We start from the raw sequence: 25,041 nt of genomic DNA, 5'->3' as shown, positions 1-25,041 counted from the left end.
ATAGATCTTTTTGGGATGAGTTCGATATTAGAACAATCTTGAGGAAGGGAAGAAATGAAAGATAGCTTTTGGTGGGTGCTCCGGCAGGGACAGGGCATGAGTTCCACATGCACCTTATGCCCCCATCCGGCAGAGGTCCCGCATCGCCCGTAGTACATAAAGAACCTCACCCTCAAGCGCCTCCTCGTCGACAATGAACGGGACGAACCCTGCCCGGACGAAGAGTTCCCGGACTTCATCGAGCCCGGTCAGCGAGGAGACGAGCAGCAGGACCCTCCCGAACGGCGAGAGCACCCTCCCGACATCGGCGACGAACCGTTCAATCGTTACCCTTCCTGTGGGCCCTCCGTCGAGTGCGTACTCCAGCCAGTCGTCAATCCGCTCCCGGGGAGCGGTCGGGAGGTACGGCGGATTGAAGAGGACAAGGTCGAACGGGCCCGAGAGCCCTGCAAAAAGATCGGTCCGGACCGTCGTGAGGCCGCGGGTGCGGGCCGAAGCCACCGCGTGAGGGTTGATATCGGTCGCGACCACCGCCGACGCCCGGCCGGAGAACCCGGCCGCAACATAGCCGCTCCCGGTCCCGACCTCCAGCACCCGGTCGGTCGGCCGGACCTCCCGGAGCGCCGCCCGAAGAAGGAGTGCGGAGTCCTCAGCGGGAGGGTAGACCTGGTCGGAGCCTCCCCGGTCACTCATTGCCCGGGCACCCGCTCATCCGGTTTGCTATCAGCGCGAACTCCTCGAGCGTAAGGTCCTCGGGCCGCCGCTGCAGAAGGTCGTCGGGAAGACCTGCGACCGTCCGCTCGATAGTTTCGGGCGGAAAAGAGTCCTTGCCGCTCCGGAGCCCCTTCCTGACGGTCTTTCGCCGGTGGGAGAAGAGCACCCGGACAACGTCGGCGTAGGTCTTCCGGTCCATGATCGGATACGGCGGTTCGTGCGGCGTTACCCGGACCACCCAGGAACGGACCTGGGGTTTCGGGCGAAAGGAGGAGGGCGAGAGGTCGAGCAGGGGTTTTACGGAAGCATAGGTCTGCACCATCACCGAGAGCCGGCCGACGTTCGGCGTCCCCGGCGGCGCGATCATCCGCTGGGCGAACTCCTTCTGGTACATCAGGACCGCGACCTCAAACCCGATCTCGAGCAGCCGAAACGTAATCTTCGAAGAGGCGGAGTAAGGGAGGTTCGCGACGACGATATCGAACGGCGGGAGGTCCGCCTTCCTTGCATCGCCCGGGACGATCACAAGATGCCCTTCGGCGATCTCATCGGCAAACGCGACCTCAAGTTCTTCCACAAGGGCCGGATCGATCTCCACCGCAACGACCGTTGCACCCCGGTCGAGGAGGGCGCGGGTGAGGACACCTTCACCGGGCCCGATCTCGAGCACCCTCCGACCGGAGACGTCAACAAAACTGGCAATCTTCTCGACGGCCCTCCGGTCGACGAGGAAGTGCTGATCCCGCGGAGCACTCATCTCAATGTAAAGATATGGTACTTCTCGTCCGGGTCTTCGATCTCGCGCAGGATCCGGCTGACAACCATCCGATCCGGGTGCGGGATCGATTTAATTCGCCCGGAGATGTCGGCGAAACTTTCGAACGGCTTCTTCCCGCGTTGTTCGATGATCTCCCAGAGCAGTTTCTTCCCGATGCCGGGGAGCAGGTGCAGCATGTGGAACTTCGGCGTGATGGAGACGGACTTATTGAAGAAGTCGACGAACCGCGGTTCGTTCTCGTGAACGATCTGCTCGACGACAAACGGCAGTTCCACTTTTGCGGTCGCCGTCAGGTCTTCGTAGCTGATCCGTCGCTTGACACGCTCGATCTTCTCCCGCTCCGCATCGCCGATATAGACGCGGTCGTAGATCTGGATATCCGCACCCGCCTTCGGGACGAGCTCGAGCAGTTTGAACTGGTCCACGCCGACCGCCTGGATCATCGGCTCACGTTTGTAGACGGGACGCTGGTCGCTCACATATCCCATCGGGAGAACATCGATAACTATAGCGTTCTCCTCTTTCCTTTCGGTCTTCATTGACGCCACCCCTTCGCTTAGAAGTGAGTCATTACCAGGTCGAGGATCTCGTCCAGTTCGTCCGTTGTGAGATTGAACCGTTCTTTGGCGTAAATTGCACGGAGTTCGTCCCGGGTCCGCGGCATCAGGTTCGCGATGCGATAGGCGATATCTTCCTTCATCTTCTCGAGCTTCATGAGCTCGTCGACGAGGTCGCGGGCCTTCTCGGCAGATGTCTTTGAGAGATGATTGGCATGCTCGATACTCTTACGAAGTTCGTAGGACATCTCGTCTCCAGACTCAAGCCGCGCAGCCTCCACGGAAAGGAGGGTATCACGCAGTTCGGGAAGCAGCATCCGCTCTTCGCTGACGATTCGTTTTACCTTCATGCCAATCACTCCTGCTGAAGGTTATGCCTTCTGCGCTCTTAGATGTTGCGGTCTCGCAATCACCTGTTTTATCGTCTCTCCATCCCTGATTTCGAGCACCCATGCGCGGCCGCGTTGTCCGACAACCGTGCCGGTCTTCCCGTGGAATCTCCGGTGGGGCATGCCCTTCTGGACACTCGGCTCGACCACAACGTGCACCCTCTGCCCGATCTCGAAATTCTGAATCACCGAGGTAACCGGCGGGATACCGCGCTTTCGGAGATCCTTCTTGAACTTATACCGTGTCTTCTTGCGTGGTCCATTGTGATGTGCCATAATTACTCACCATACTCATTCGCTGTTTTGACCAGCATCACATCGAGGCTGACAACACTTGCGGTGCGCCCCAGGATCTGGGCAAGGCTGGGCTGGGTTCTGCCGCTGTCGCCCGATACCAGTTCTTTGATGTAGAGGCCCGCTTCGCCGACGACTTCCACCCAGTACCTGCCGTCAACGCTCCCCGTACATTCGATATCGAGGACCCGCCGTTCCCGAACTTTATCTGCCCGTCGGTGTGACACCCGGATAGGGGTGCGCTGTCGTATCGTTACACCTTTTAACTGATCGAGGGCGGCCCCGAACTCATCTGGCGCTACAGGACCGTCGGTCTCGACCAGGATCCTGTATTTTTTATGCGCTTTGTCGGATTTAAGGCTTTGCACCGTCTTCCGATCCGACCATCCGACGAGATGGACCGCCACCCGGCCCCCGGCGCTCCGGTTGATCTCCTCTTCAAGCGCCGCAAGGTCCAGCGACCGCTTCCTCGGCGCCTCGACCTCCATCACAAAGGGGCGGCCCGAGCCGAGCATCCGGGCATCGATATCTTCCCGACCGGCGCCGTGCAGGACGGCGTTCTCCGCGTCGAAAGCCTCAATCACCGGCCGGCCGATCAGCTCCTCCACGGAGTCCGCGTACTGCTTGCCGGTGAAGTTGCACCGCTCACACCCGGCTCCCCGGCACGCCCGGCAGTCCCAGTGGGTCTGGGGGATGCCCCGCTCATACTTCAGGTATCGGCCGAAGAAGAAGACGGGATTGATCTGCACTTCGACGGTCCCTTCCGCAAGGTCGAGGACCGCCACGACGTCGGGATGCTTGAGGTCGGCCGTCTTTCCGGAGAGAGCCGATACGGCTTTGCCGACCTCCCGGTTCATCTCCGCCTTCAGCGGCTCCGGGTCGTGGAGGGAGAGGTCGCTCCAGACCGTCTCCTCGCTCTCCGCGACAAGCGGGGGCACTTTCGTCCCGATCAGGAACGTAGAAAACTCAATGCCGCGGAACGCTTCAACGACCTTTGCAGCCCACTCGTCGACGCGGGAGAGTTCACCGCCGCAGATCCAGCAGGACTGAGGGTCCGGCTCCCGGTGCGGCTCGTTCGCCGCGATCTCGTGCGTGATCCGGAGCGCCCTGCCCCGTTCCTCGTTCGTCAACCCGAACGACCGCTTGCCGAAGAAACGTCCGAGGCAGTGGTTGCAGGTATCGCCGTATCCAAGAATTGCTTCTACCTCATTTACGATATCCATCCGGATTCCCTCCGGTCCATCTCGTTTAAAAGAACCGTGATAGCGTGATCGGCATGCAGCGACCGCGGCCCAACCGAGTAGCGCGGGTAGCCCTCGATCATAGCCTGCTCCCCGGCGGTGAAGTTATGGTGATCGGAGAGGAGGCAGGCCTCCGGGAGCGCCTGAGCGGTCCGGACATCTTCTCCGGCCTCATCGAGGACCGCGAACGGGATCTCGGCAAGGAGCCTTGAGAGACCGCCGCGGCGGACAAAGACCCCCGGGGTCGACTCCCGGAACTCATCGCCGCAGGGGATCGAGAGCGCTTTCTTGATCAGGGCGGCGCTGCTCCGCTCGTCCGGCGAAAGGTAACGGACCTCACTTCCCCGGAAGAGGATGGTCTTCTCCGGATCGGGCTCTCCGCAGAGGACGAGGTAACACTCGACGTCACGCCGGAGGTCGTGCGAGAGGAAGAACGAGGAGTTGATGCACCGGCAGAGGACGTCCATCCTCCCGGCGCTCCCGGCGAGATCGTTGAGGCTGAAGGCGCCGCTCGTTGCGGCAAGGTGGCCCACGACGGCAAACCGCTTCATCTACGGGGTCCTGCCGAACTTCTTCATGATGCGCTGCATGTTGAACTTGCCGCCGCCCATGCCCCGCATGCCCTTTAAGGCGCGCTGCATGATCTTATAGTATTTGATGAGGTCCCGAACGTCGTCGGGCGTCACCCCGGCGCCGCGGGCGATGCGCTGGACCCGGGAACTCCCGATCACCGACGGGTCGTCAAGTTCCGCAGACGTCATCGAGTCCATGATCACCTTGTAGCGTTGCATCTTGGTGCTGGTGATGTCGTAGGCATCGTCGGGGATCTGCATGCCGCCGAGGGGGAGCATGCTCATGATCTGCTTCAGGGGCCCCATCTTGTTCACGGCCTCAAGCTGCTTGTACATGTCCCGGAGGGTGAACTTCCCCTTGAGCATGGCGTTGACGTCGATATCGTCGGCCGAGACCGCTTCCTCCGCCCGCTCGACGAGCGCCTTTAAATCGCCCATCCCGAGCAGCCGGGAGATGAACCCGTCCGGGTCGAACCGTTCAAGGTCCTCGACCGTCTCGCCGCTCCCGATGAAGACGATGCCGCTCTGGGTCTCGGCGACGGCAGAAAGCGCTCCGCCGCCTCGTGCGGTGCCGTCCATCTTCGTGACGAGGACGCCGTCGATCCCGATCGCCTCGTGGAACCGGCGGGCCTGTTCGTTTGCCTGCTGGCCGAGCGCCGCATCAATCACCAGCCACCGGTGGTCGGCGCGGGAGATCGCGTTGATGTTGACGATCTCCTCGATCAGGTTCTCCTCGAGGGCGTGCCGCCCCTGGGTGTCGATGATGATCACTTCGTAGAGCTTCCGGAACCGGGGCAGCCCCTCCCGGACAATCCGGAGAGCGTCGGGTTCATTCGGGTCGCCGAAGCAGGGAACGCTGACCCGGTCGCAGAGGGTCTTTAATTGATCGTAGGCGCCCGGCCGGAAGGTATCGGCGCAGATCACCCCGACCCGCAGCCCCTTGCGCTGGAAGTAACGGGCAAGCTTCGCCGTCGTCGTGGTCTTTCCGCTCCCCTGCAGTCCCGCCATCAGGATCGTCTGGGGCCCAAGCGTCACCTCGCCGGGCTTTCCCATCAGCCGGACGAGTTCCTGATAGACGATCCGGAGGACGTGCTCCCGGACGCCCATTCCCTTCGGGGGCTCCTCTTCAAGGGCACGCTGCTTGATCGCCTGCGAGAGGTGCATCACGAGTTTGACGTTGACGTCGGCGGAGATGAGCGCACGCTGCAGATCCCGCACCAGTTCGTCGACCGCAGCCCGGTCGATCACCGTTTTTCCGGCAAGTTTCTTGACGGCATCCTTTAACGATACACCAAGGTTGTCGAGCATCAGGCCTCATCTCCCAGAAGTTCGTCCACCACGACGCGGGGCGAGAAGGGCACGATATCGTCGTAGCCCTGGCCGGTCCCGAGGAAGAGGATCGGTTTTCCAACGGTATGCGCAACCGATATGGCCGCACCGCCCTTCGGGTCCATATCCGCCTTCGTCAGGACGACCGCATCGGTGCCGACGGCCTTGTTGAACTCGTCGGCCCGGATGACCGCATCGTTCCCCGCCACCGCTTCGTCGACGTAAACGACAAGGTCGGGTTTCATGACCCGCCGGATCTTCTCGAGCTGGTTCATGAGATTTGCCCGGTTGTGGAACCGGCCGGCCGTATCGGCAAGGACAACATCGATATCATGCGCCTTTGCATACTGGATCGCATCAAAGAGGACCGCGGAGGGGTCGGCGCCCGCCTGGTGCTGGATCACCTTGATCCCGAGACGGTCGGCGTGGGCCCGGATCTGTTCGATCGCCCCCGCCCGGAAGGTATCGCCCGCGCCGATCACGACCGTAAAGCCGTTCTTCTGAAGGTAGTGACCGACTTTTGCAACGGTCGTCGTCTTGCCGGTTCCGTTCACTCCGGTGAAGAGAACCTTCACGGGCCGCTCGTTGCTCCGGATGTATTCGCAAAAGTCGAGACCCTCACCCAGCACCCCGCAGAGCGCGGAACGCAGGGTGGACATAACCAGGTCGTCGACCGAGGTGCCGATCTTCCTGCGCCGGCCCACAAGGTCCCGGCGCATATGACCGATGATCTCGTCCGTAACCGGGAGGGCGACGTCGTTCTCAAGGAGGACCATCTCCAGTTCAAAAAGAGGACCTTCAATATCCTTCTCCTGGAGGAGGACCTCCCGCTCGCGGACAAGGACCTTTAATCGGTTGAAGAACGTGGGTTCTTCTTGCGCCGGAGAAGGAACCTCTTCCTGTTCGGGAGAGGCAGAGGAGGGCGCAGGCTCCACAGCCCGGACCTCTCCCACCTCATCGACCGTCAGAGATTCCGGTTCGGTTCCGGCGGCCTCCTCGATATTCGAGGTGAGTTTGGTCCTGATATTCTGAAGTTTTTTCTTTAGGGAATCAAACATTACTAACTTCCGCCCTGACCAGCCTGGGCCGCCTGCCGGGCTCCCCGGTAAGCCGCCTCAAGGCGCCGGGAGATCTCCGTTGCCTGCCCCTGCAACTGCTCGACCGAACCTGCGACTTTCTTCCCCAGTGCCTCAAGCTCGGTCACCCGATCCTCAAGATACGCCACCGCCGATGCGGCGGCCCGCTCGACAGAGACGTCGGCCCCAATATTCACCAGGGCATGACCGGTGTCAAGCACCTTCACCCGGAGAAAAGCCCCGCCCCCGACAGGGAGGAGGACGACACCGTCCGGGTTCTCCTGAACAGCCTTGAGAGTCTCGATTCCGGCGGCGGCCTCAAGGCGCTGCTGCTCGATCATCGAGAGTTGCTGTGTCAGGATCTCTATCTGCTGCCCGTACTCGTTCAAGTACATCTGAAGGGTCTGTATCTCGCGAGGATCTGCCTGGTCCACATCATTCACCAGCTACTACGTTAACCGTCTCGATGGTGATATACCTTCTCTTCAGGCGGTGCTTGCTCCCGATCTCGGTAAGAACCCGCTCCCTTGCCTGGTTCTCGTTCGGGGCTTTGACGACCTTACGGTAAGGTTTCCACTCGTTGTTGATCTTACACGCGCCCACAACTTCAAACATCTGGTTCTCCATGACTCATTCACTCCAAAAACCCAAAAACTTCTTCTATCCGTCCCAGTTCAAACCCGCTCGTAACGGACCCGGCGAGATATCCCTTGCTGTTTGCAAGGAGTCCGGTGCCCACAAGGCCACTCCCCATATTAACCGACCCGAGGCCAATCGGGAGATCGACGATCCGCTCAAGGGCGGCAATCTCCGTATCGTTGGCTCTCGGATGGATGAGAATGCCCTTATTCGTCGCACATCCGGCCATGCCGACGGTTTTGATACCTCCAAGCGAGAGCCGGATCACCGGCACCCCGAGGAACGACCCGATCTCTTCGGCGACATCGATCTCCATCCCGGGATGGACGGCGGCAACATAGTCGTTTGCGAGGATCACGTTCCCTGCCGCGTTCATGGAGCCTTCGAGCAGAAGCACGTCCCGGTACTCCCGGAGAGCCGCCACCTCTTCGTCCGAGGCAAGGCCGCTAACGACCAGACCCTGGCTGTTCCCCGCAACAAGCGAACCGATGATGCTGCTTCCCTGGATGAAGGTGGTCACGATCTCGACATCGAGTTCTCGCGCGAGCGCCTCAATGAACGCATCGGGAGCCCCGGGGTGCACGACCGCTATGTCATCGAAGACACGGGCGTAAACACCGATGTTCGGATCGCCGGCGAGATCGATCGTTCCCGTCATTTCACTCCTCGGCGAGCTCGGCCTGGACCTGCCCGTCCTCGAACTTCATCGCACGGACGCGAATCTTTCGCGGGGGCTTGGAACTTCCGTTCTCCCAGACCTTCTCATTGATGCTCCGGTCCAGTTTGACATCCTCGCTCTTCATGTGCCGTTCGAGGAACGCCCTGATGTCCTTGATGGCGGTATTGCCCCTCTTCCACCGGGGCGAACGCTTCACATCGCGGAGAGGGATGATGTAGATATGCTCCTTTAATGCCTCTGCCATAGTCTTACACCTTTAAGGTACTCCGTCTCCAGTTGCGCCGCTTCGGATGCGACGAAACCGCGCGGTTGGTCCTGATCATCACCCATGCCGGCACGCGGCGGTTCTGCTCGCATGCCTTTGCCAGCCGGATCTTCCGGCCCTTCATTAACTTGCTCATAACTCTCACTCCCGCACTGTTTTCAGGTATCCTTCCTGCCGACCACCAGCGACTGCAGGTGGCGGGGAGGAAAGAACGGCGCCGGATCGATGCCGCGCACGCGGGTCGCGCGACGGATCTCTTCTTCGTAGTCGCCGTTCTCGATGCTGCCCGTCTCCCCGTACCGCACCACAAGCAGCCGGTCGGCGAGGCGTTCGATCTCCGATTTCCCGTAGCCGAGGAGCGGCCGGACGTAGGAGCAGCCGGTGGTCATCTCCAGATGCTGCACCTCGGATCGCTCGAGCCGGGGGACCCGGTCTTCCCGGCGGGTGCCGTCGCCGACCACCGCATACTCGCGGGCGAGGGTCTCGACCGCCGCCCTGTGGACCATATCGATTGCGTCGTTCGGGTAGCCGCACGAAAGGAGCAGGTCGACAGCCTTCTCAAGGAGGTCTCTCCCGAGCACTCTCCTCTCGAAGGGGAGGGAGAGAGCGGCCGCTGCCGCCCGTACCGCCGGGATGTCGCGGTCGGGATCGAATACGCAGGTATTCAATACCACGCTGTAATCCCGCGCGAGCATGAGCGCCGCGAGCGCGCTGTCTTTCCCTCCCGAGAAGAGCACACCTGCTTTCATCACTTTCGTGTAATCCTGAACTCTTTCTTTGACGGCGTCAACTGGGCAAGCAGGGCCTTTAACTGATCGTCAGTGATCCGCTGCCGGATCCTGCCGTTCTGGGCCAACATTACCAGTTGCTGCTCGACCGCTTTCGCAAACTCCGGTCGGGTCAACTTGATGGTATTGAGCCGTTCCCTCGCTTCAGGTTCAAGGATCTCCATGAGCGCGACGCGGATCTGCGAATCCAATTGCTGCTGGCGCAGAGCCTCTTCTTCTATCGCCCGCTGATCCATCGCCTGCCGTTGCATCTGTTCCAACTTCCGGCGGCGGAGTTCCGCGAGTTCGTCATCTACCATCAGTCATACCTCCATCTTGATCAGTATTTCGCAAGTCCCGGCGCAACTTCGGCGGTCCGGGCCTTCAGCCCGTTTGCGATGTTGTCGAGGAAAGACCTGCCGGCAGCGGTAACCATGCGTCCCTCCGCGGCATGGGCGACGTACCCCGCCGCTTCAAGCTGCTGAAGGATCTTCCGGATGACCGATCCGCTTCCCCGCCGGAACTGCGAGGGGGCCGGGCCCCGGTTACGCTTACCGCCGTAGATAGAGCGTATTCTCTGCGTCCCGACCGGTCCGTCGATGTAGACACGCCGGAAGACCGACGCCGTGCGCACATACCACCAGTCTTCATTCTCGGGGGGCATCTCCTTGTGTACCCCCGTCTTCGCAAAACCGGCCCAGTCCGGGGGCTGAATCTGCGGGTTTTGTTTGAGTTCTTCTGCCGCCTGCCGGATGAACATATCGGCAGGGATGTCGTATACAGTCGTCATAGATGAACCTCACTATCGCTAACAGTCTTTACATATTCGTCCAGTGATGTTTTATATATTTCGAGAACGCCGTCCGGCGGAGTGACTCTGCCGTTCCGCAAGGACAAGTGTTCGCCCCCGGACTTCAAGGAGAGCCGCGCCGGCCGATGCAGCAATCCCCTCGGGATCAATCTCGGTATTCCTGAGCCACCGGACCTTGACGACCTTCCGATCTTTGAGCTGGCGCCGGATCTCATCGATCATGACGTTCGTAGCGCCCCGCTTACCGATCCAGACAGTGGGCTTAAGGTCCTGAAACGACTCTCTGTTCATGATCGAGACCTCCCGACCGGATACCGTGACCGATGCCCGCAGGTAAGACAGGTGACAATCACACGGCCCCGGTGGATCCTGACCCGTGCATTTGACCCGGGGACCAGATATGCGTTGCACCGGTGGCAGAACCGACGTTTCAGCGGCCGGTCGATTCGTATCCGATGACGCATCCCGATCTTCCGGGCCAGTTCCACGCAGCGGTTGCTCCACTCGGGGTTTTCCGGGTAGAACTCCGCGGCACGCGTAAAGAGGAGAGAGACCCTCTCGCGGGCGAGCCTTCGGGAGCCCGACTTTCGTGTAGTATCTGCCATGGCGATCCGTTCCATCGAGTGGTAGGTTTCTGAGATTGGAGGCGGAAGGATATAAGAGGTTGGTCCCCGGAGTCAGCGGACCCGCACCCGCCGACCGGTGACCTCCAGGCGGTCCTCGCAGAAGAGTTTCACGGCAAGCGGAAGGGCTTTGTGCTCCTCGACGAGGATTCGGTCGGCGAGTGCCGTTTCGTCGTCGTCCGGGAGGACCGGCACGCACCGCTGGACAACGATGGGGCCGGTATCCGTCCCTTCATCCACGAGGTGGACCGTGCAGCCCGAGACCTTCACTCCGTATTCCACCGCCTGCCGCTGGGCGTGCAGCCCGGCAAACGCCGGGAGCAGGGCGGGGTGGATGTTTATCATCCGGCCTGAGAACTCGTGAACGATTGCGGCGCCGAGGATCCGCATGTAGCCGGCAAGGACGAAGAGGTCCGCCCGACAGTTCCGCATCGCGGCAAGAAGCCCCTCTTCATAGGCAGCCTTCGACGGAAACCGCGCATACTCGACGACCGTCGCCGGGATGCCGGCGTCTTTTGCCCGCTCAATCGCGTGAGCCCGGGGGTTGTCGGTGACGAGACCGACGCAGACCGCGGGGATCTCCCCGGCCGCGATGGCGTCGAGCACGGCCTGAAAGTTCGATCCTCGCCCCGAGGCGAGGAATGCTATCCGTTTTGTGTAAACAGGTCTCCCTGGATCCATAGGTTTCACTCCCCGGGTTTTACCGGGCCTCCTCCGACGGGGTCGGGGGCGCAATGATCACTTTCACCTTCACGATCCGCCGACCCCGCATCTGCATCACAACCAGCGTGATGTTGCTCTCCTCGATCTTGACCACCTCGCCGCGGCGGGGAATGTGCCCCAGCCGGTCGATAACAAGACCGCCGACACTCTCATACGAATCCGTCACCGGGAGGTTGAGGTGCAGGTCCTCGTTGAGGTGTTCCACCCACGCCCGAGCATCGACCTGATAGACGCCCTCTTCGATCTTCTGCACCTCGGGCTCCTCCTCGTCGAATTCGTCCATGATCTCGCCGACCAGTTCCTCGAGCATGTCTTCGACCGTCACGATCCCGGCAAACGACCCGTACTCGTCGAGGACGACCGCCATATGCTGCTTCTTTACCTGGAGTTCCTTTAGGAGTTCATCGATCTTCTTGCTCTCGGGGACAAAGTAGGGCTCGTACATCAGGTCCCGGAGCGTCGCGATCGTCTGCCTGCGGAAGAGCGCTGCAAAAAGGTCTTTCACGTTTAAAAGCCCGACGACGTTGTCGATCCGCTCGTGGTAGACCGGAATCCGGGAGAAGCCCGTCTCGTTGAAGACAGAGAGAGCATTCTCGATCGTGGCCGTATCCTCGATCATAACGACGTCGACACGCGGCGTCATCACCTCGCGGACCGTCGTATCGCCGAAGCGCAGCACCGAGTAGAGCATGTCCCGCTCTTCCTCCTCGATAGTTCCCTCCTCCTCACCGACATCGATCCATTCCTTGATCTCCTCTTCGGTGACGACCGGCTCGGACACGCCGGACCTGAAGGCGAACTGCCGCTGGATGCGGTCCGAAACCCAGAGCACCGGATAGAGTACCTTTGAGAGGTAAAGGATGGGCCGGGCGACACGGAGCGCGAGGCCCTCGGGGTCCCGGGAGGCATACATCTTCGGGCCGATCTCACCGAATACCAGTATCAGGAGTATTGTGACGCCGGCCGCTATTCCGACACCGGCATCACCGTAGATACCGACGGCGATCCCGGTCGCGAGCGCGGCTGCAGCCACGTTTACGACGATGCTCCCGATCAGGGTGGTGAGCTGGATGGTATCATTCGACCGCTTCAGCGCATCGAGTGCTTTCGCCCCCTTCCGATCCTGACTGAGGAGTGCGTGGACTTTTGCCCGGGTTATCGATATAAGGGCAACCTCAGAACTTGAGAAGAAGCCCGAGAGAAGCAGACAGATAAGAAATAATATGATCTCTATGGTTACAAGGTCTACGATTGCCATTTACTCCACGCCGCATCCAGCGGCTGCATATGATAGTCCGTTGAATCGTCGAACATATGAATTATGTCGCGGGCAGGGATTATAAATCCAGCGCTTCAGAAGAAGGCTTCTTTTAGAGCCTCCGTTTCCTGCATCAGGAGCACTATCTTCTCTTCAGCACAGAGAGGCTTCGAGAAGATCAGGTCTTCGAGTTCCAGGGTGAGGTGCCCGCTGTAGCCCAGATCGGCAAGTTCCGTGAGCACCCGCAACGCTCCCGGGTCGTTATGAATGGGGTAGTGGGGCCGCCCGTTCGCCCCGATGGCGCTGACGTGGACGTTTACCGTCCGATCGATGCAGAGGTCGATGAACCGGTCCACCTCTTTTGGGGACGCCATCATGGCGTGCCCCATATCCAGCGTGAACCAGAGCCACGGTTCCCGCTCCAGTATTTCGACCGCATCCTCCGCCGTATAGAGCAGGGCGTTGGCCCGGGGCTCCAGGTTCTCGATCGCCACCTTTACCTGCGCCCCCTCCGCGACCTCCCGGAGCCGGGCGATGTAAACCTCGAACCGCCGGTAGTCATAGGCACTCGGGCGCCGTTTCGCCGTCCTTCTCCCCGGGTGGACGGTGACCACGGCGGCGCCCACCCGGTCCGCCATCTGGATGGCTTCGAGGGTGTATTCGACCGTGATCTCGGCCACCTTCGGGTTGATGGAACAGGGATTCAAGTCGAGCGTCGGCGCGTGAACGGTGATCGGCGAGAGTTCCGGGTGATCGGCAATCCACCCGGCGAGTTCGGCTTCGGGACGGTCGCGAAGCCAGAAGTACGGCGTCTCTACCCAGAATTCGAGACAGTCGAGACCGGACTCGGCAATGTAGTCGAAGATGTAGTCGCACGGGTATTCGTGGAAGAACATGGTCGAGACGGAAAAACGGCCCATAACACTACTTGATATAAACCATCGGTCTAATAGATTGTGATGATGTTGAGCGGCCCTTCTGCCGACCCGGACCGGTTCGGCACCCCGATCCACCGGGTTTCGGAGGTTTCGGGACTCATCTGCGACCTCCTTGACGACGCACGCCTGCATCAGATCTGGGTGCGGGGGGAGGTGACCAACTACAAGGACCATTCCTCCGGACACCGCTACTTCTCGCTCTCGGAACGGAACGGGACGAACTCTGCGCTGATCAACTGCGTCATGTGGCGTACGTATGCATCGGGACTCGGCTTTGAGCCGAAAGACGGCATGGACGTCCTCGCATGGGGGTCCGTGGAGGTCTACGAGCCGCACGGCAGGTATCAGTTCATCGTCCGGGAGATGCTCCCGGCGGGCGCCGGCGAGCGCCACCTCATGGTCGAGCGCTGGAAGCGGGAGCTCGACGCCGAGGGGCTCTTTGCCCCGGAGCGGAAGCGGCCCCTGCCCCTCTTCCCCCGCCGGATCGGCGTGGTCACCTCCCGGACCGGTGCGGCGGTGAAGGATATCCTCTCGGTCATCGCGCGCCGGTACCCGGCCGAGGTGGTCCTCTCCCCGACGGCCGTCCAGGGCGAGGGGGCGCACGCGGAGATCGCGGAAGCGATCCGGCGGATCGATGGACGCGTGGACGTGATCATCGTCGGACGCGGCGGCGGGAGTTTCGAGGATCTCTTCCCTTTCAACCACCCCGACGTCGTGCGGGCCGTCGCGGCATGCAAGACGCCGGTGATCAGCGCCGTCGGGCATGAGGTGGACACCGCCCTCTGCGACTTCGCCGCGGACCTCCGGGCGCCGACGCCGTCGGCGGCGGCGGAACGGGCCGTACCCGACCGTGAGGAGGTGCTCCGGGAACTCCGGGGGTGCGATGAACGGATGCGGTCGCTCCTCTTCCACCGCCTCGCCGCCCTGCAGAGCGAGGTCGGGGACCTCCGGGGGCGGATGCATCCCCAGAGACTCGTCCGCCGGATTCACGAGCGGATGCAGCGCCTCGCCGAGCAGGAGGAGGCGCTCCGGCGGGCAGCGCTCGCCCGGGTGCAGCGGGAGCGGTCCGCCTTCGCGGAGGTCCGCGCGGACCTATCCGGGAAAAACCCTCTCGCCGTCCTCGAACGGGGCTATTGTATCGTCGAGGCGGACGGGAAGATTGCGAGGAGCGCCCGCGACCTCCGGCCCGGAGGCCCGGTGGTGCTCCGGATGAAGGACGGATGGGCGAGAGCCGTCGTGGAGGAGATACGGTATGACGGAGACCTTTGAAGAGATGCTGGAAGAACTCCGGAAGATTGTCCGGAGACTGGAAGACGGCGATGCGAGCCTTGAGGAGAGCATCGCCATCTACGAGCGGGGTGCGCTCCTCGTGAAGCAGTGTGAAGACCTCCTCGGCTCGGCCGAGATGAAACTTACGGAGCTCGGCCGCGACCGGTGAACCGGTAGAACCCGGGGGGGACATCGATCTCAAACCGCGCACCTTCCCCGGGCTCACCGGTCTCGCGGATGGAGAGATCCGTGATCGCGAGGATCTCCCGGGCGAGGAAGAGCCCGAATCCGGTCTGCCGCCCGAATCCTCGTTTGAATATCCGTTCCTTTTCGGCTTCTGGGATGCCGATACCGTCGTCTTCATAGACGATGCGGACCCCGCCTTCAGACTCTGCGAGATAGATGCGTATCCGGGTAACGCCTCCGCCGTGCCGGAGCGAGTTATCGATGAGGTTTGCAAACACCCGGGCGATGAGGGGGTCGACATACACTTCAATGGCGTCCGCCCGCACCTCGACGGTAACCTCCCCCATCTCGAGCCCTGCCATCGCTTCACTGACTATCCGCGATATATCCTGCCAGACGGGGGAGGCCGCGCCGATGTCCTGATAATCCCCGGTGAAGGCCATGTAGCGCCGGATACCCAGGATGGCCTCTTCTTCCTTTCGGAAATATTTCTGCAGCTCCGGGTCGTCCGTCTGTTCCCGGGAGAGGTCGAGGTAACCCGAGAGCACGTTGAGCAGGTTTAAGATGTCGTGTCGGGTCACGTCCGAGAGCAGGTTGAGTTTCCGGTTCGCGAGGAGGAGCGCCTCCCCGGCCATCCGCGCATCGGTGATGTCCCGGCCCACCGATTGATACTCGACGACGGAACCCTGCTCATCGAAGAACGCCGTATCGATCCACTGCTGCCACCGGACCCTGCCGTCCGGCATGACCACCCGGTGCTCGACCGTGACGGCAGGGTGTTCGGAGGTGAGGGAGGCATGGTTCCGCTGGACTCGGACCAGATCGTCGGCCGGGACGGTGGGGGCGTATCGTCGCCCGAGGAGATGTTCGCACGGGATGCCGACGGAGCGGCAGTAGGCATCGTTCGCGAAGGTGATGGTGCCATCGGGGAGCCGGCGGTAGATCAACTCGGTCTGACTCTCTACGACCGCACGATACTCCTCCTCGCTTCTCCGGAGAGCCTCTTCCACCCTCCGGCGGTCCGAGATGTCCCGGAGATAGACGGAGACGCCCCCGCGGGTCGGGATGGCGCGCACCTCGAAGATGTAATCGCAACCGCGCAGAGGGAGCGGGTATTCGCTCACACCGGCCCTGCCGGTCTCCATGACCGTACGAAAGAACCCGGTAACCGCCTCGTTCCGGAGCTCCGGGAAGAGATCGTAGAGACTCTTCCCGAGGGCTTCTTCCTCGGAGCGGCCCGAGAGACGGGCCGCCGACCGGTTCCAGGAGACGATACGGGCGTCGCGGTCAAGGGCAAGGAAGGCGTCGCTGATGTTTTCGGTCAGTTCACGGTAGCGTTCTTCGCTCTCCCGGAGGGTCGTTTCGACCCTCTCCTGTCCCGGCGCCGTGACGATGACCCAGAGGTACTCGGTCGCCCCGTCGCCGGGATCGCGCGAGATCGAGGCCGCCAGGGTAACCGGAACGGCGCCACCGGTTCTGCCAAGCAGGAACTCCTGCGCCGGCACCTCGCCACCCCGGGAGAGGGCTGCAACCGCCGATTGGAAGGCCGGAATGCACCCGGGATGGAGGTAAGTGCTGAGGGGGGTCCCCTGCAGGCTGTCGGGAGAAAGACCGAGCAGAGCGCACGCCGCCCGATTCGCTTCCAGGATGACGCCGTCCGGATCGGTGCAGAAGCACCCCGCCGGGAGGTGAAGAAAGCGGCCCCGGTACCGCCGGCATTCGACGCCGACGCTCCGGATGCCGGCGATCAGAGCATCGATCAATTCGCTCAGTTCGCACGATCTTTTTTGCAGGAGCAGGGCATCCACAGGTGCCGTACCCTCTCCGGCCCCTGATGAACGGAGACGGCGGACGAGCGTCTCCAGTTGGTCAAGGAGGGCGTCGAGCGCCGGGGTGAACGGTTGCATGTTTCCCCTGTTCCCCGCGTCGTAGCGGATAAACCTATCCCCGGTCGTCATGGACGGGCAAAAAAAGACGCTCTCCGCATGCGTGAGGATGAACCGGCATCATTCCTCTCCTTTCAGAGTGTATATACCATCGAACGGCGCACCATGCGTCGTTACGGTCCTGAACGGGACCGCTTTTGTCGTCGGGCCCCTGACGGCCAATCTCCTCCTTGCAATAGGCGTGCTGGTGCTCGGAGAGATCCGGGACGGGATGCACAGCACCCGGTGAGCCGCTCACATCCTTCGGTGCTCAAACTCCCGCTCGAAACTCTTCGAGTTTCTCAAGCTCCGGTTCGTCAGAACCGTCGCATCCTACGGGCGGTCGTTCTCCGAAACCTCCGCCTCAAGTTCGACCACCAGTTCTTCCCCCCGCCGGAGCGCCTCGATGAACTCCCGGGGAAGGCTCGCCGCGACATGGTCGGCGCGGATGCCTATGGTCCGGTCGGAGATAAAGTCGCTCCGCCGCCAGACAAGGTCCGCGGGGTGGTCCAGGGTGAGCGCTGCGCTGCCCCTTGAACTGACCTCGACGGTCTTGTCTCCCGCGGTAAGGCGGGTCGTGAGGACCGCACGGTCGTCGCGGAGCAGCGCCTTGAGATCGGGGTCGAGGTCGGCGGCGCCCTTGTCGGCGGCGACGCCGATGATGCAGTCGCCGGAGAGTGTCAGTGTTTCGTCTTTTGTCACTTCAAACGTTGTCGGGTGGGTCCCCCGGACAAGCGGGTGGCCCCGCGCCCGCACGATATCCCTCGCCTTCATGCTTAATTAGGTGAGGGCTTCAATTGCTAATGAATGATGAGTGTTTTCTGCCCCGTCTGTAACGAGGAGTGCGAACACCAGGTTCTCCGGGAAGCCGCCGAACTGGTGGTGCAGTGCAGTGAGTGCGGCCGGATTCACCGGATACCGAAGCCCCCCGAACCCCGTATGCTCACCGTCAAAGCAATCGTGAGCCGTGAGACGGAGTCGCAGGTCTGCAGCGTGGAGATGCTCGAAGGCGAGGTTGTGAGCCTCGGAGACCGCATCGCCGCAGAATGCGGAGACGAGGTCTTCGGAGTCGAGGTCACCGGCATCGAGACCGGAGAGAAGAGAGTCCGCCGGGCGGAGGCCGGGGAGGTGACAACCCTCTGGACACGGGGGATCGAGCAGGTCGTGGTGCGGGCGTCCGTCCACTCCGGGCGCACAACCCTTCCGCTCTATCAGACGGCGGAAGGGGAGGAGGAGTTCGTCGTCGGAGAGTCTTACACCTTCGGCGGGCGGCGGATCAAGATATCGCATATTAAACTTCGCGACGGCCCGGTCATCCGAAAGGACGGTTGGAAGACGGTAGCCCGAAGGGTGAGGCGGATCTACGGCTACCTCGATAGGGGCTATCGGAGGGAGTAATTACAGGTGCCGCCGGATTGCCGCCTCAAGGTCCTCACGGTGAACGAGCCCCTCCATTCGCTCCCGGACCTCGTCATCCTCGATCACAAGGGTCGTAGGGGTCACCCGGAGGGTATACTCCTCGATATACTGCGGGTTTCCCACGGCATCGATCTCCTCGATCTCGATCCCGAGTTCGGTCGCCGCCTCACGAAGGATCGGGGTCTGCTCCTCGCACCCCATGCACCCCTCCTGGTAGAAACTTAGTACTCTTACCGCCATACATGGCAGAAGGCGGGGAGATTATAAAAAAATAGTGGGTGGCGTCACCCTGCTACAGCGTTGAGCGTAACCTCGGCGCTGCCGTAGCGGTGCGCGATGACCAGGGAATCGGGGTTCTTGACGATGATCTTCCCGAAACGCAGTGCCGGAGTCGTATTGCTCTCGTTGCCGAGGGGGATCTCCGGCGATGCCGTCAATCCGAGCGGAACCAGATCGCCTTCCGAGACCTCTGTGAAGTTGAGGCCGATGCCGTTTGCATCCTCTTCGCTCAGGTTCATCTCGAAGTCATTTTCTCCATAGGAGAAACTGATGACTTTCGTCTCTCCGGGCCGCATCCCTACGAGCCCCTCGGAGATGGCGTTGGTCTCAAAGCCCAGCAGGCCGAAGCCGGAAAACCCGGAAAGCTCCGGGTACACGACCGGAATAACGGCGACGTTCTCACCGGAAACCACACCGCCGACAGGGATCTCCATGCCGTTTGCAAGCAGGACAAGGTTCCCCTTCTGATATTCGCTTGAGAGGAGGTTCTGGTCGGTCGTGATGATGGGGGTCCCGTTCTCGTCACGGATGGTGTAGCCGATCTGTGCCGTATTCCCTATCTGAGCCTTCTGGCTGCTATCAAACATCGGGGAGAGGTAGGTCCCCACCATAGCCACCGCCACGAGCAGGGCGACACCCACATAGGCCCATTTCATCCATGGCGTGCCGTCGTTCTTCGGGCTTTTCTGCTGTGTCTGTTTCATTACGGTACAATCGTCTTTCGTTAAAATAAAATAGTATTGTTGTTCTGCAGGAAGGATATTGCCCCAATATGCAATTATAAATAATATAATAGACTAACTTACAGTTAGCCTCGGCGACCCGATCGTCCCGGGGCGATCTCAGAGGATAGGAGCGATTACGATGGCAAGAATAGAACGAGGACCATACCGCACAATATGGCAGGACTTTGACGACCTTATGGCCGAGATGGAGAGCAGGTTCCAGTCCATGCTCGGGGGAATCGGCACACGAGGGGAAGAGTTCAGGGGCCGGGTCGTTCCGGCAGTTCGTGACTTCCGCGTGGATGTCCGGGACCACGAAGATGAGGTGATCGTCGTTGCCGACCTTCCGGGTGTTGAGAGGGAGAACGTCGCCGTTCGGCTCATTGATCCGCTGCACCTGGAGATCACAAGCAGGCGGACGAACGAGACCGAGGAAGAGGCCGTGGACTTCTTCATGCGGGAACGCATTTACGGCCAGATGGGCCGCACGGTCCTGCTCCCCGCCGAGGTGGTCGAAGAGAACGCCTCTGCATCGTTCAAGAACGGTGTGCTTGAGGTCCGGTTGAAGAAAGCGCCGACCGAGACGGGGACCACAATCCCCATCGAATAATCTTTTTTCAGCCCTCCCGTCTTTCAACCGAACAATTCATGTCGCGGCAGCGTAACACTATCATGATGGAGAAGAAGCGGGTCAAGGACTACATGACCTACGACGTCGTCACCGTCAACGCCCACGGGACGGTCAGGGATGTCATCGAAGCCATAAAAAAGACGCACCACGACGGCTTTCCGGTTGTGGACGACTCGAAGGAAGTGGTAGGCTACATATCGGCGCGGGACCTCCTGTTTGCCCATCCTTCGACACCGATAGAACAGGTTATGTCCCGCCACCTCATCGTCGCCGACCCCGAGATGAGCGTGAACGATGCTGCCCGCGTCATCTTCCGCTCCGGCATTCAGAAACTCCCGGTCGTCAACGAGAATAACGAACTCATCGGGATAATGTCGAACGCCGACGTCATCAGGTCCCAGATTGAGCATGTCTCGCCGGAGAAAGTCTTCAAGTTCATCGAGACCCTGAAAAAACTCTACGGAGTCGAACCAACGCTGAAGCGGGGTTCGGTCCCGATCGACGACCTCCTGCCCACGCAGTCGAAGATCTATGAAGACGAACTGGAAGGAAGGATTTACGAGATCAAGAAGGGACTCGCCGAGCCGCTGATCGTGGTCCGGCGGCCGGGCCGCTGGATCCTGGTCGACGGGCACCACCGGGCGATCGCGGCAAAAAGGCTCGGGATCAAGAATCTCGACGCCTACATCATCGAGGTCCGGGAGGATATCGAACTCGGTATGGAGCGGACGGCCCGGACTCTGAACTTGCAGACGCTCGACGACATCAAGGTGCTCGACTACGCCCGCCATCCCCTGGTTGCGCTGACGCACCGGCTCGTGCGGCACGGGTGAACAAACCATTTTCCCCACCGGGAGCAGCCCCGGGTTTTCCGGTTGCGGTCCCGTGTAGTAGACGTTACCGTGGTTTTCCTCGCCATACGTCCCCAGGGTGAACCCGAGGACCAGTTCGGTCGCTGCGCGCCCGGCGCTGTACTCGTGCGTGCCGGCATCGAGCGGTTCGCCGTCAGAGTTGAACGGGTTAAAAAAAGTATAGGGATCCGGAACCGCGGCAGAAGAGCCGTCCGGGTCACTTCTTCGGGTGGCGCCACCAGAACTCTTCGGGGTAGTAGTCTGCAGCGATGACGGCGTAGATGCCGGTGTCCCGGAACGCGTAGTCACGATACATGCTCCGGTGCTGTTCGTCGAGGACATCCACCCGGATCTTCATCTCCGCGAGATCGTGGTCCCTCCCCAGTTCGGTCATCAGGATCTCGAGAGCGTCCCGCTCGTTGAAGTCATTCTCGGCCTCCGTCAGCGGGGGTTCGAGGGTGGTCGCCGACGCAACCACCCGCCAGTAGTTCTCTACGAAAAACTGCAGTTCGGCAAAGACCTGCTCCCGGAACGCGGAGCCGCCCCGGTCTTCGAGAGCGGCCAGCTGCCGGTTCAGTTGCTCGTACTCAGTCCGGGCAGAGGCCAGATCGACCCCCTGTGCTTCGTGGAACGCCAGGAGGTAGCCGAGGAGGTATTTGCAGCAGTACGGCGCCCGGGCGGTGTAGTGCCCCTTCACCGTAAGGGCGTCCAAATGGGCCTCGGTCTCATGGATCACCGCGGCATAGCGCTCCAGTGCCTGCTGGACGAGGTCGGCGGGCGTATCGGCGGTGCCGGCCCGTTCGGCCTTTCCCTTCAGCGGGATCAGCAGACCCCGGGCATCCCGTTCATCGACGTACGGGCGGTAAATTCCCGAGACCCCGGTCGCCTCGGGCCGGAAGTAGGACTGGATCTCGCCTTTTTCGTTTCCGGCCGCAAAAGTGTTGCTTAGACGGTCGTAGATTACCAGGTTCTCGAGGTCGGTCTGGTAGTAGACCTCGACCCCCTCACGCAGGGCCGCAAGGCGAGCGGCCTGCGCGAAGTACTTCTGCACACCCTCACGGTCGTTCAACTCCCCGGAAAGGCCGAAGTCGGGGCCGTGACGGGCGAAGTGGAGGGATGAGGTGTCGATGGGCCCGGGGCCGCGTTGCGCGAGGACGAGCGAGGGGTGCACCCACCAGAACGGATCGGGGGGGAGATATGTCGGCCTCCCGATATAACGGATATCCCCTGGGGCGAAGGTATCGAGTCCCCGTTCATACTTGAAACGCATGATCCGATCGAGGGTGACAACCTTGATATCGATCTCGCGGAGATCATGATCGCGGCGGAGCTCGGTCAAGAGCACCTCCATGTAAGTCCGGGAAAAGATGGCATTGTCGGTCTCATCTACGAAACATGGATCGAAAAAATAGTCCAGATCCCGCCGCGTAAGATCGTATTGCAGTTCCGCCATCAACGCATCCCGGAGCGGCTTGCCGAGATGCCTCTCAGTCTCCTCCCATGTCCTGTTCAGGATCGTATATCGTGCCCGATGCTCCGACACATCGGCGCCTGCCTCCTCAAGATAGGCGAGGAGGTACTTAACCTCACTTCTTTCCCAATAGGGAGAAGATGCACGAAACCTCCCATTGACCTCGATCCTGTCGAAGAATGTCCTGATTTCATCGACACTCTCCTCGAAATACTTTAAGCGCCACTTTACTTGTGAAGCGAACAACTCCAGGGGAGTCTCTTTGCCTCTTCTGAACTCTGGCCGGGTTCTCCAGATGTTATCAAGCATTTCCCATTGTGAATCCAAGGTTGTAAACTGTTCCCGATAGTCCGAGATCTCGATGCCTTCTTCTTCCAGGGAAGAAAGGAGATCTTTTATCTCAACACGTACTTTAAACAGTCTGGAAGGACGGTAGTCCCACGGATCGTCGACCTCGTCAAGAAAAGTATTGGTTCTGGCAATACTCTTCCTGAAATAAGAGAAATACCGTTTCAATCTCTGAACAGGTGACTCAGACACTTTGCTAACTCCATCGTCAGTTTAATTTGATCAATTCATGGTTATTTATGCGCCTGTCGATGTACGCTGTAGGAACATCTGGTTTAAAGAACGTCTGGATCTCTCCCATCTCATTCGCGACCCCAAACCAGTTGTTTGCCCGATCATAGATCGCCAGGTTACACCTATCGGTCTGGTAATAGACCTCCACGTTGCCGTCCCGTTTCTTCACGAAATCCGCTGCCAGGTTAAAGTACTCCTGCATTTCAGCCTCATTTTCCGGATCTCCGCTAAATCCAAATTGTCTACCATGGTCCTTAAAATGTTTTTTTAGGTTTTCCTCCGGCGATGCCCACGGTCCCTTCGACCAGGAATGGTACTGCTTCACCTCATAGAGCCCTTTGACCTGATAGAAATCCGCGTTCGCGGTGACGGCATTCCGAACTCCTGTGTAGGATGCCCCTTCGTCATCAACCAGACGCCGGACGTCATTCAAGTCGACCTGCCGGTCGATGATCTCGATTAGCTCGTCCGTCTGTGCCCCGTGACTCGTACGCAGGAGCGTGGCCGAGTTACTGTAGACCTCGTCGAGAACAGCAATTCTCCTGGTTTCATCGGCTTGATCGCGTACGATCTTTGCGACGTACACGCCGCAGTGCCGAAGTTTTTGGGGCTCATGAAGGGCGATATGAGTTATTTTGCCAATGACCTTGCCTGCATCGCCGCCGACCGGACAGATGCCGACGATACAGACAAGCGCCATCTGCTTGTCACCTTGTGAGATGGCAATACCGGCATCCCGGATATCGCCAAAGATAGCTATACCACTGAGCAATGAACCCAACTCATAGTAGGGGTTGTCATGATTTTCGGCCCCGTAACTACCCAGGGTGAAGCCCAGCACAAACTCCTTCGCGATATGCGCCGTGTCAAATGCGTGCGTGCTGGCATCGAGCGGTTCGCCGTCCTGACTATCAATCCAGCCGTCACCGTCGGTATCGGAGTTGAACGGATCGGTTCCGTTCGCAAGTTCATATGAATCAGTCAAACCGTCGTGATCGGAATCCCTTGACAGCGGATCGGTGCCGGTCTCCCTTATTTCGACAATGTCGTCAATCCCGTCCCCATCCCCGTCGACGCTGTTCGGGTCGCTCACGAGGATGAAGTAGATCTTCCCGTCGACCATGATCATCTGGCCGAGCTCCTCGCCGTCGGTCAGGCCGTCGCCGTCGGAATCAGCGTTGTTCGGGTCGGTGAAGTGCTGGTTCCCATACCCGTCCCACCAGCCGGCCTCTTCGAGCCAGTCGGGGATGCCGTCGCTGTCGGTGTCGATATCCCGGTAGAACCGCAGGGTGTAGGTCACGTCGCCGGCGTTGTTGCTGATGATGCCCGAATCATGGTTCCACATCCCGATCTCGCCGCCGGTATGGGTGATCTCAAGGATGTTCGGAGTGACGTGCACCTTGCTGACCGTCTCACCAACGTCTGAGCCGCTCTTATTATACCGGATGCTCATTCCGAGGCTGCCGTAGTCGTAGTCGTATCACGCAGATCCTCTTCGTTCCGCCGGGTGTCCCGACACGGATCACCCACCGGGTCACAACCGTCCTCGGCCGGGGCTGTTTGCCCGGCCTCCCCCCGGGGGATTCTCCTCGGGAATCATGGTATCCAGAGCAGATCCGAAAAGAACTTTATCTTCGCGAGGTTGAAGGTAAAAAATAATGCACGTACTGAACTTATCGAGAAGTCAGGTGTCCGTTTCCCGTGTTGCTTTATGAGTGCACCGTACCTCTGAGTATCCGGAGAACGAGAAGCCCGTATGCTCCGGGGTTACTCGTTCGCCGGCGGCAACGCCGCCTGCATCCGTGATCGAGCACGACATCGCCAGCCTGGCGACCCATCGCAGAGATTGGGCGACCGCCTGGAACCGTGAAAAGAAATGGGCAGGCGCCCCTGCTCATCGGACTGTGTTTTTCGTCGTTCGGCGCGACATCATTTTAGCGCCCATGGGGGCTGATTTTGCCGGACAAGCCGCGCACACTATTCGGGAACCACTGTCGGCGCGACGTCATTTTCACGCCCATGGGGCCGATTTGGGGTGAGGAGACGATCC

35 protein-coding genes are annotated in these 25,041 nt (G+C 60.6%); 7 read left to right on the top strand and 28 right to left on the bottom strand.

Annotation, left to right across the window (positions count from 1 at the left end; all coding sequences use genetic code 11):
• Positions 1 to 114: 114 nt before the first annotated feature.
• The 22 genes from BP737_RS03305 to BP737_RS03200 all read right to left on the bottom strand — a co-directional run bounded on the left by BP737_RS03305 (position 115) and on the right by BP737_RS03200 (position 13,635).
• Positions 115 to 693: a HemK2/MTQ2 family protein methyltransferase gene (locus BP737_RS03305; RefSeq protein ID WP_292406484.1), complete on the bottom strand. Its 579-nt coding sequence runs from the start codon at positions 691 to 693 to the stop codon at positions 115 to 117.
• Positions 686 to 1,471 (bottom strand): 16S rRNA (adenine(1518)-N(6)/adenine(1519)-N(6))-dimethyltransferase RsmA, encoded by a 786-nt coding sequence (rsmA, locus tag BP737_RS03300; RefSeq protein ID WP_292406481.1) that lies wholly within the window; start codon positions 1,469 to 1,471, stop codon positions 686 to 688. The genes BP737_RS03305 and rsmA overlap by 8 nt, the downstream gene beginning before the upstream one ends.
• Positions 1,468 to 2,031 (bottom strand): DUF655 domain-containing protein, encoded by a 564-nt coding sequence (locus tag BP737_RS03295; protein ID WP_292406478.1) that lies wholly within the window; start codon positions 2,029 to 2,031, stop codon positions 1,468 to 1,470. Before BP737_RS03295 ends, rsmA begins: the two co-directional genes overlap by 4 nt.
• Before the next feature lie 17 nt (positions 2,032 to 2,048).
• Positions 2,049 to 2,399, bottom strand: a complete 351-nt coding sequence (locus BP737_RS03290) for an RNA polymerase Rpb4 family protein (RefSeq protein WP_292406476.1) — start codon at positions 2,397 to 2,399, stop codon at positions 2,049 to 2,051.
• Between the two features lie 21 nt (positions 2,400 to 2,420).
• Positions 2,421 to 2,714 (bottom strand): 50S ribosomal protein L21e, encoded by a 294-nt coding sequence (locus tag BP737_RS03285; protein WP_292406473.1) that lies wholly within the window; start codon positions 2,712 to 2,714, stop codon positions 2,421 to 2,423.
• Between the two features lie 2 nt (positions 2,715 to 2,716).
• Complete coding sequence (locus tag BP737_RS03280; protein WP_292406471.1) at positions 2,717 to 3,955, bottom strand: tRNA pseudouridine(54/55) synthase Pus10; 1,239 nt, start codon at positions 3,953 to 3,955, stop codon at positions 2,717 to 2,719.
• Positions 3,943 to 4,524, bottom strand: a complete 582-nt coding sequence (trmY, locus tag BP737_RS03275; RefSeq protein WP_292406468.1) for a tRNA (pseudouridine(54)-N(1))-methyltransferase TrmY — start codon at positions 4,522 to 4,524, stop codon at positions 3,943 to 3,945. Before trmY ends, BP737_RS03280 begins: the two co-directional genes overlap by 13 nt.
• Entirely contained in the window at positions 4,525 to 5,853 is a 1,329-nt protein-coding gene (locus BP737_RS03270) for a signal recognition particle protein Srp54 (RefSeq protein WP_292406466.1), read from the bottom strand.
• Positions 5,853 to 6,932, bottom strand: coding sequence for a signal recognition particle-docking protein FtsY (gene ftsY / locus BP737_RS03265; RefSeq protein ID WP_292406463.1), 1,080 nt, complete (start codon positions 6,930 to 6,932; stop codon positions 5,853 to 5,855). Before ftsY ends, BP737_RS03270 begins: the two co-directional genes overlap by 1 nt.
• A 2-nt stretch (positions 6,933 to 6,934) precedes the next feature.
• The gene (gene pfdA, locus BP737_RS03260) at positions 6,935 to 7,393 is read right to left on the bottom strand and encodes a prefoldin subunit alpha (protein WP_342685930.1); all 459 of its coding nucleotides are present in this window, start codon (positions 7,391 to 7,393) and stop codon (positions 6,935 to 6,937) included.
• Positions 7,386 to 7,565 carry a 50S ribosomal protein L18Ae gene (rpl18a, locus tag BP737_RS03255; protein ID WP_394339260.1) on the bottom strand — a complete coding sequence of 60 codons (180 nt, stop codon included), beginning with the start codon at positions 7,563 to 7,565 and terminating at the stop codon, positions 7,386 to 7,388. Before rpl18a ends, pfdA begins: the two co-directional genes overlap by 8 nt.
• A gap of 19 nt (positions 7,566 to 7,584) precedes the next feature.
• Positions 7,585 to 8,247, bottom strand: coding sequence for a translation initiation factor IF-6 (locus tag BP737_RS03250; RefSeq protein WP_292406455.1), 663 nt, complete (start codon positions 8,245 to 8,247; stop codon positions 7,585 to 7,587).
• A gap of 1 nt (position 8,248) precedes the next feature.
• Positions 8,249 to 8,512, bottom strand: coding sequence for a 50S ribosomal protein L31e (locus tag BP737_RS03245; protein WP_292406452.1), 264 nt, complete (start codon positions 8,510 to 8,512; stop codon positions 8,249 to 8,251).
• Between the two features lie 4 nt (positions 8,513 to 8,516).
• The gene (locus tag BP737_RS03240; RefSeq protein ID WP_292392704.1) at positions 8,517 to 8,669 is read right to left on the bottom strand and encodes a 50S ribosomal protein L39e; all 153 of its coding nucleotides are present in this window, start codon (positions 8,667 to 8,669) and stop codon (positions 8,517 to 8,519) included.
• Positions 8,670 to 8,691: 22 nt separating this feature from the next.
• Complete coding sequence (locus BP737_RS03235; RefSeq protein WP_292406449.1) at positions 8,692 to 9,282, bottom strand: DUF7411 family protein; 591 nt, start codon at positions 9,280 to 9,282, stop codon at positions 8,692 to 8,694.
• The gene (locus BP737_RS03230) at positions 9,282 to 9,620 is read right to left on the bottom strand and encodes a DNA-binding protein (protein ID WP_292406446.1); all 339 of its coding nucleotides are present in this window, start codon (positions 9,618 to 9,620) and stop codon (positions 9,282 to 9,284) included. The genes BP737_RS03235 and BP737_RS03230 overlap by 1 nt, the downstream gene beginning before the upstream one ends.
• A 20-nt stretch (positions 9,621 to 9,640) precedes the next feature.
• Positions 9,641 to 10,090 carry a 30S ribosomal protein S19e gene (locus BP737_RS03225; protein ID WP_292406444.1) on the bottom strand — a complete coding sequence of 150 codons (450 nt, stop codon included), beginning with the start codon at positions 10,088 to 10,090 and terminating at the stop codon, positions 9,641 to 9,643.
• Between the two features lie 51 nt (positions 10,091 to 10,141).
• A complete protein-coding gene (locus BP737_RS03220; protein WP_292406440.1) occupies positions 10,142 to 10,402 on the bottom strand; it encodes a YhbY family RNA-binding protein in 261 nt (86 codons plus the stop codon).
• Positions 10,399 to 10,716: a ribonuclease P protein component 4 gene (locus BP737_RS03215; protein WP_292406437.1), complete on the bottom strand. Its 318-nt coding sequence runs from the start codon at positions 10,714 to 10,716 to the stop codon at positions 10,399 to 10,401. The genes BP737_RS03220 and BP737_RS03215 overlap by 4 nt, the downstream gene beginning before the upstream one ends.
• Before the next feature lie 72 nt (positions 10,717 to 10,788).
• Positions 10,789 to 11,415, bottom strand: a complete 627-nt coding sequence (gene purN / locus BP737_RS03210) for a phosphoribosylglycinamide formyltransferase (RefSeq protein ID WP_292406434.1) — start codon at positions 11,413 to 11,415, stop codon at positions 10,789 to 10,791.
• Positions 11,416 to 11,434: 19 nt separating this feature from the next.
• Complete coding sequence (locus BP737_RS03205) at positions 11,435 to 12,715, bottom strand: hemolysin family protein (RefSeq protein WP_292406430.1); 1,281 nt, start codon at positions 12,713 to 12,715, stop codon at positions 11,435 to 11,437.
• Between the two features lie 95 nt (positions 12,716 to 12,810).
• Positions 12,811 to 13,635, bottom strand: coding sequence for a sugar phosphate isomerase/epimerase family protein (locus tag BP737_RS03200; protein ID WP_292406427.1), 825 nt, complete (start codon positions 13,633 to 13,635; stop codon positions 12,811 to 12,813).
• A 39-nt stretch (positions 13,636 to 13,674) separates the two neighbouring features.
• Between BP737_RS03200 and xseA the strand changes: the two genes are divergently transcribed.
• Together xseA and xseB are read left to right on the top strand one after the other, a co-directional pair.
• Complete coding sequence (gene xseA, locus BP737_RS03195; protein ID WP_342685928.1) at positions 13,675 to 14,922, top strand: exodeoxyribonuclease VII large subunit; 1,248 nt, start codon at positions 13,675 to 13,677, stop codon at positions 14,920 to 14,922.
• A complete protein-coding gene (xseB, locus tag BP737_RS03190; protein ID WP_292406424.1) occupies positions 14,906 to 15,091 on the top strand; it encodes an exodeoxyribonuclease VII small subunit in 186 nt (61 codons plus the stop codon). The genes xseA and xseB overlap by 17 nt, the downstream gene beginning before the upstream one ends.
• Here xseB and BP737_RS03185 read toward each other — a convergent pair.
• Positions 15,066 to 17,015, bottom strand: coding sequence for a PAS domain S-box protein (locus BP737_RS03185; RefSeq protein ID WP_292406421.1), 1,950 nt, complete (start codon positions 17,013 to 17,015; stop codon positions 15,066 to 15,068). The genes xseB and BP737_RS03185 overlap by 26 nt on opposite strands.
• Positions 17,016 to 17,133: 118 nt before the next feature.
• Between BP737_RS03185 and BP737_RS03180 the strand changes: the two genes are divergently transcribed.
• A complete protein-coding gene (locus BP737_RS03180; protein ID WP_292406419.1) occupies positions 17,134 to 17,283 on the top strand; it encodes a hypothetical protein in 150 nt (49 codons plus the stop codon).
• A gap of 83 nt (positions 17,284 to 17,366) precedes the next feature.
• Here BP737_RS03180 and BP737_RS03175 read toward each other — a convergent pair whose 3' ends face one another.
• Positions 17,367 to 17,807: a DUF371 domain-containing protein gene (locus BP737_RS03175; RefSeq protein ID WP_292406416.1), complete on the bottom strand. Its 441-nt coding sequence runs from the start codon at positions 17,805 to 17,807 to the stop codon at positions 17,367 to 17,369.
• Between the two features lie 33 nt (positions 17,808 to 17,840).
• Between BP737_RS03175 and BP737_RS03170 the strand changes: the two genes are divergently transcribed.
• Entirely contained in the window at positions 17,841 to 18,431 is a 591-nt protein-coding gene (locus BP737_RS03170; RefSeq protein ID WP_292406413.1) for an HVO_0476 family zinc finger protein, read from the top strand.
• On the opposite strand, the gene BP737_RS03165 is transcribed toward BP737_RS03170, so the two are convergent.
• Together BP737_RS03165 and BP737_RS03160 are read right to left on the bottom strand one after the other, a co-directional pair.
• Entirely contained in the window at positions 18,432 to 18,692 is a 261-nt protein-coding gene (locus BP737_RS03165) for a thioredoxin family protein (protein ID WP_292406409.1), read from the bottom strand.
• Between the two features lie 44 nt (positions 18,693 to 18,736).
• Positions 18,737 to 19,435: a hypothetical protein gene (locus BP737_RS03160; protein WP_292406406.1), complete on the bottom strand. Its 699-nt coding sequence runs from the start codon at positions 19,433 to 19,435 to the stop codon at positions 18,737 to 18,739.
• A 160-nt stretch (positions 19,436 to 19,595) separates the two neighbouring features.
• On the opposite strand from BP737_RS03160, the gene BP737_RS03155 reads away from it, so the two are divergent.
• Both BP737_RS03155 and BP737_RS03150 read left to right on the top strand, forming a co-directional pair.
• On the top strand, positions 19,596 to 20,066 hold the full coding sequence (locus BP737_RS03155; protein WP_292406403.1) for an Hsp20/alpha crystallin family protein: 471 nt from the start codon (positions 19,596 to 19,598) through the stop codon (positions 20,064 to 20,066).
• Positions 20,067 to 20,131: 65 nt separating this feature from the next.
• Positions 20,132 to 20,920, top strand: a complete 789-nt coding sequence (locus tag BP737_RS03150; protein WP_292406505.1) for a CBS domain-containing ParB/RepB/Spo0J family partition protein — start codon at positions 20,132 to 20,134, stop codon at positions 20,918 to 20,920.
• Positions 20,921 to 21,155: 235 nt separating this feature from the next.
• Here the strand turns inward: BP737_RS03150 and BP737_RS03145 are convergent, their stop codons facing one another.
• On the bottom strand, positions 21,156 to 22,277 hold the full coding sequence (locus BP737_RS03145) for a hypothetical protein (protein ID WP_292406400.1): 1,122 nt from the start codon (positions 22,275 to 22,277) through the stop codon (positions 21,156 to 21,158).
• Here BP737_RS03145 and BP737_RS03140 point away from each other — a divergent pair.
• On the top strand, positions 22,254 to 22,628 hold the full coding sequence (locus BP737_RS03140; protein WP_292406397.1) for a hypothetical protein: 375 nt from the start codon (positions 22,254 to 22,256) through the stop codon (positions 22,626 to 22,628). The genes BP737_RS03145 and BP737_RS03140 overlap by 24 nt on opposite strands.
• 337 nt (positions 22,629 to 22,965) lie before the next feature.
• Here BP737_RS03140 and BP737_RS03135 read toward each other — a convergent pair whose 3' ends face one another.
• Positions 22,966 to 24,444, bottom strand: coding sequence for a hypothetical protein (locus BP737_RS03135; RefSeq protein ID WP_292406394.1), 1,479 nt, complete (start codon positions 24,442 to 24,444; stop codon positions 22,966 to 22,968).
• Positions 24,445 to 25,041 lie beyond the last annotated feature (597 nt).

This window comes from Methanoculleus sp. UBA291 (assembly GCF_002499755.1).
Classification (GTDB): Archaea; Halobacteriota; Methanomicrobia; order Methanomicrobiales; family Methanoculleaceae; genus Methanoculleus; species Methanoculleus palmolei.
Note: the sequence above shows the minus strand (reverse complement) of the source record. Positions and strands in the feature narration are given on the sequence as shown.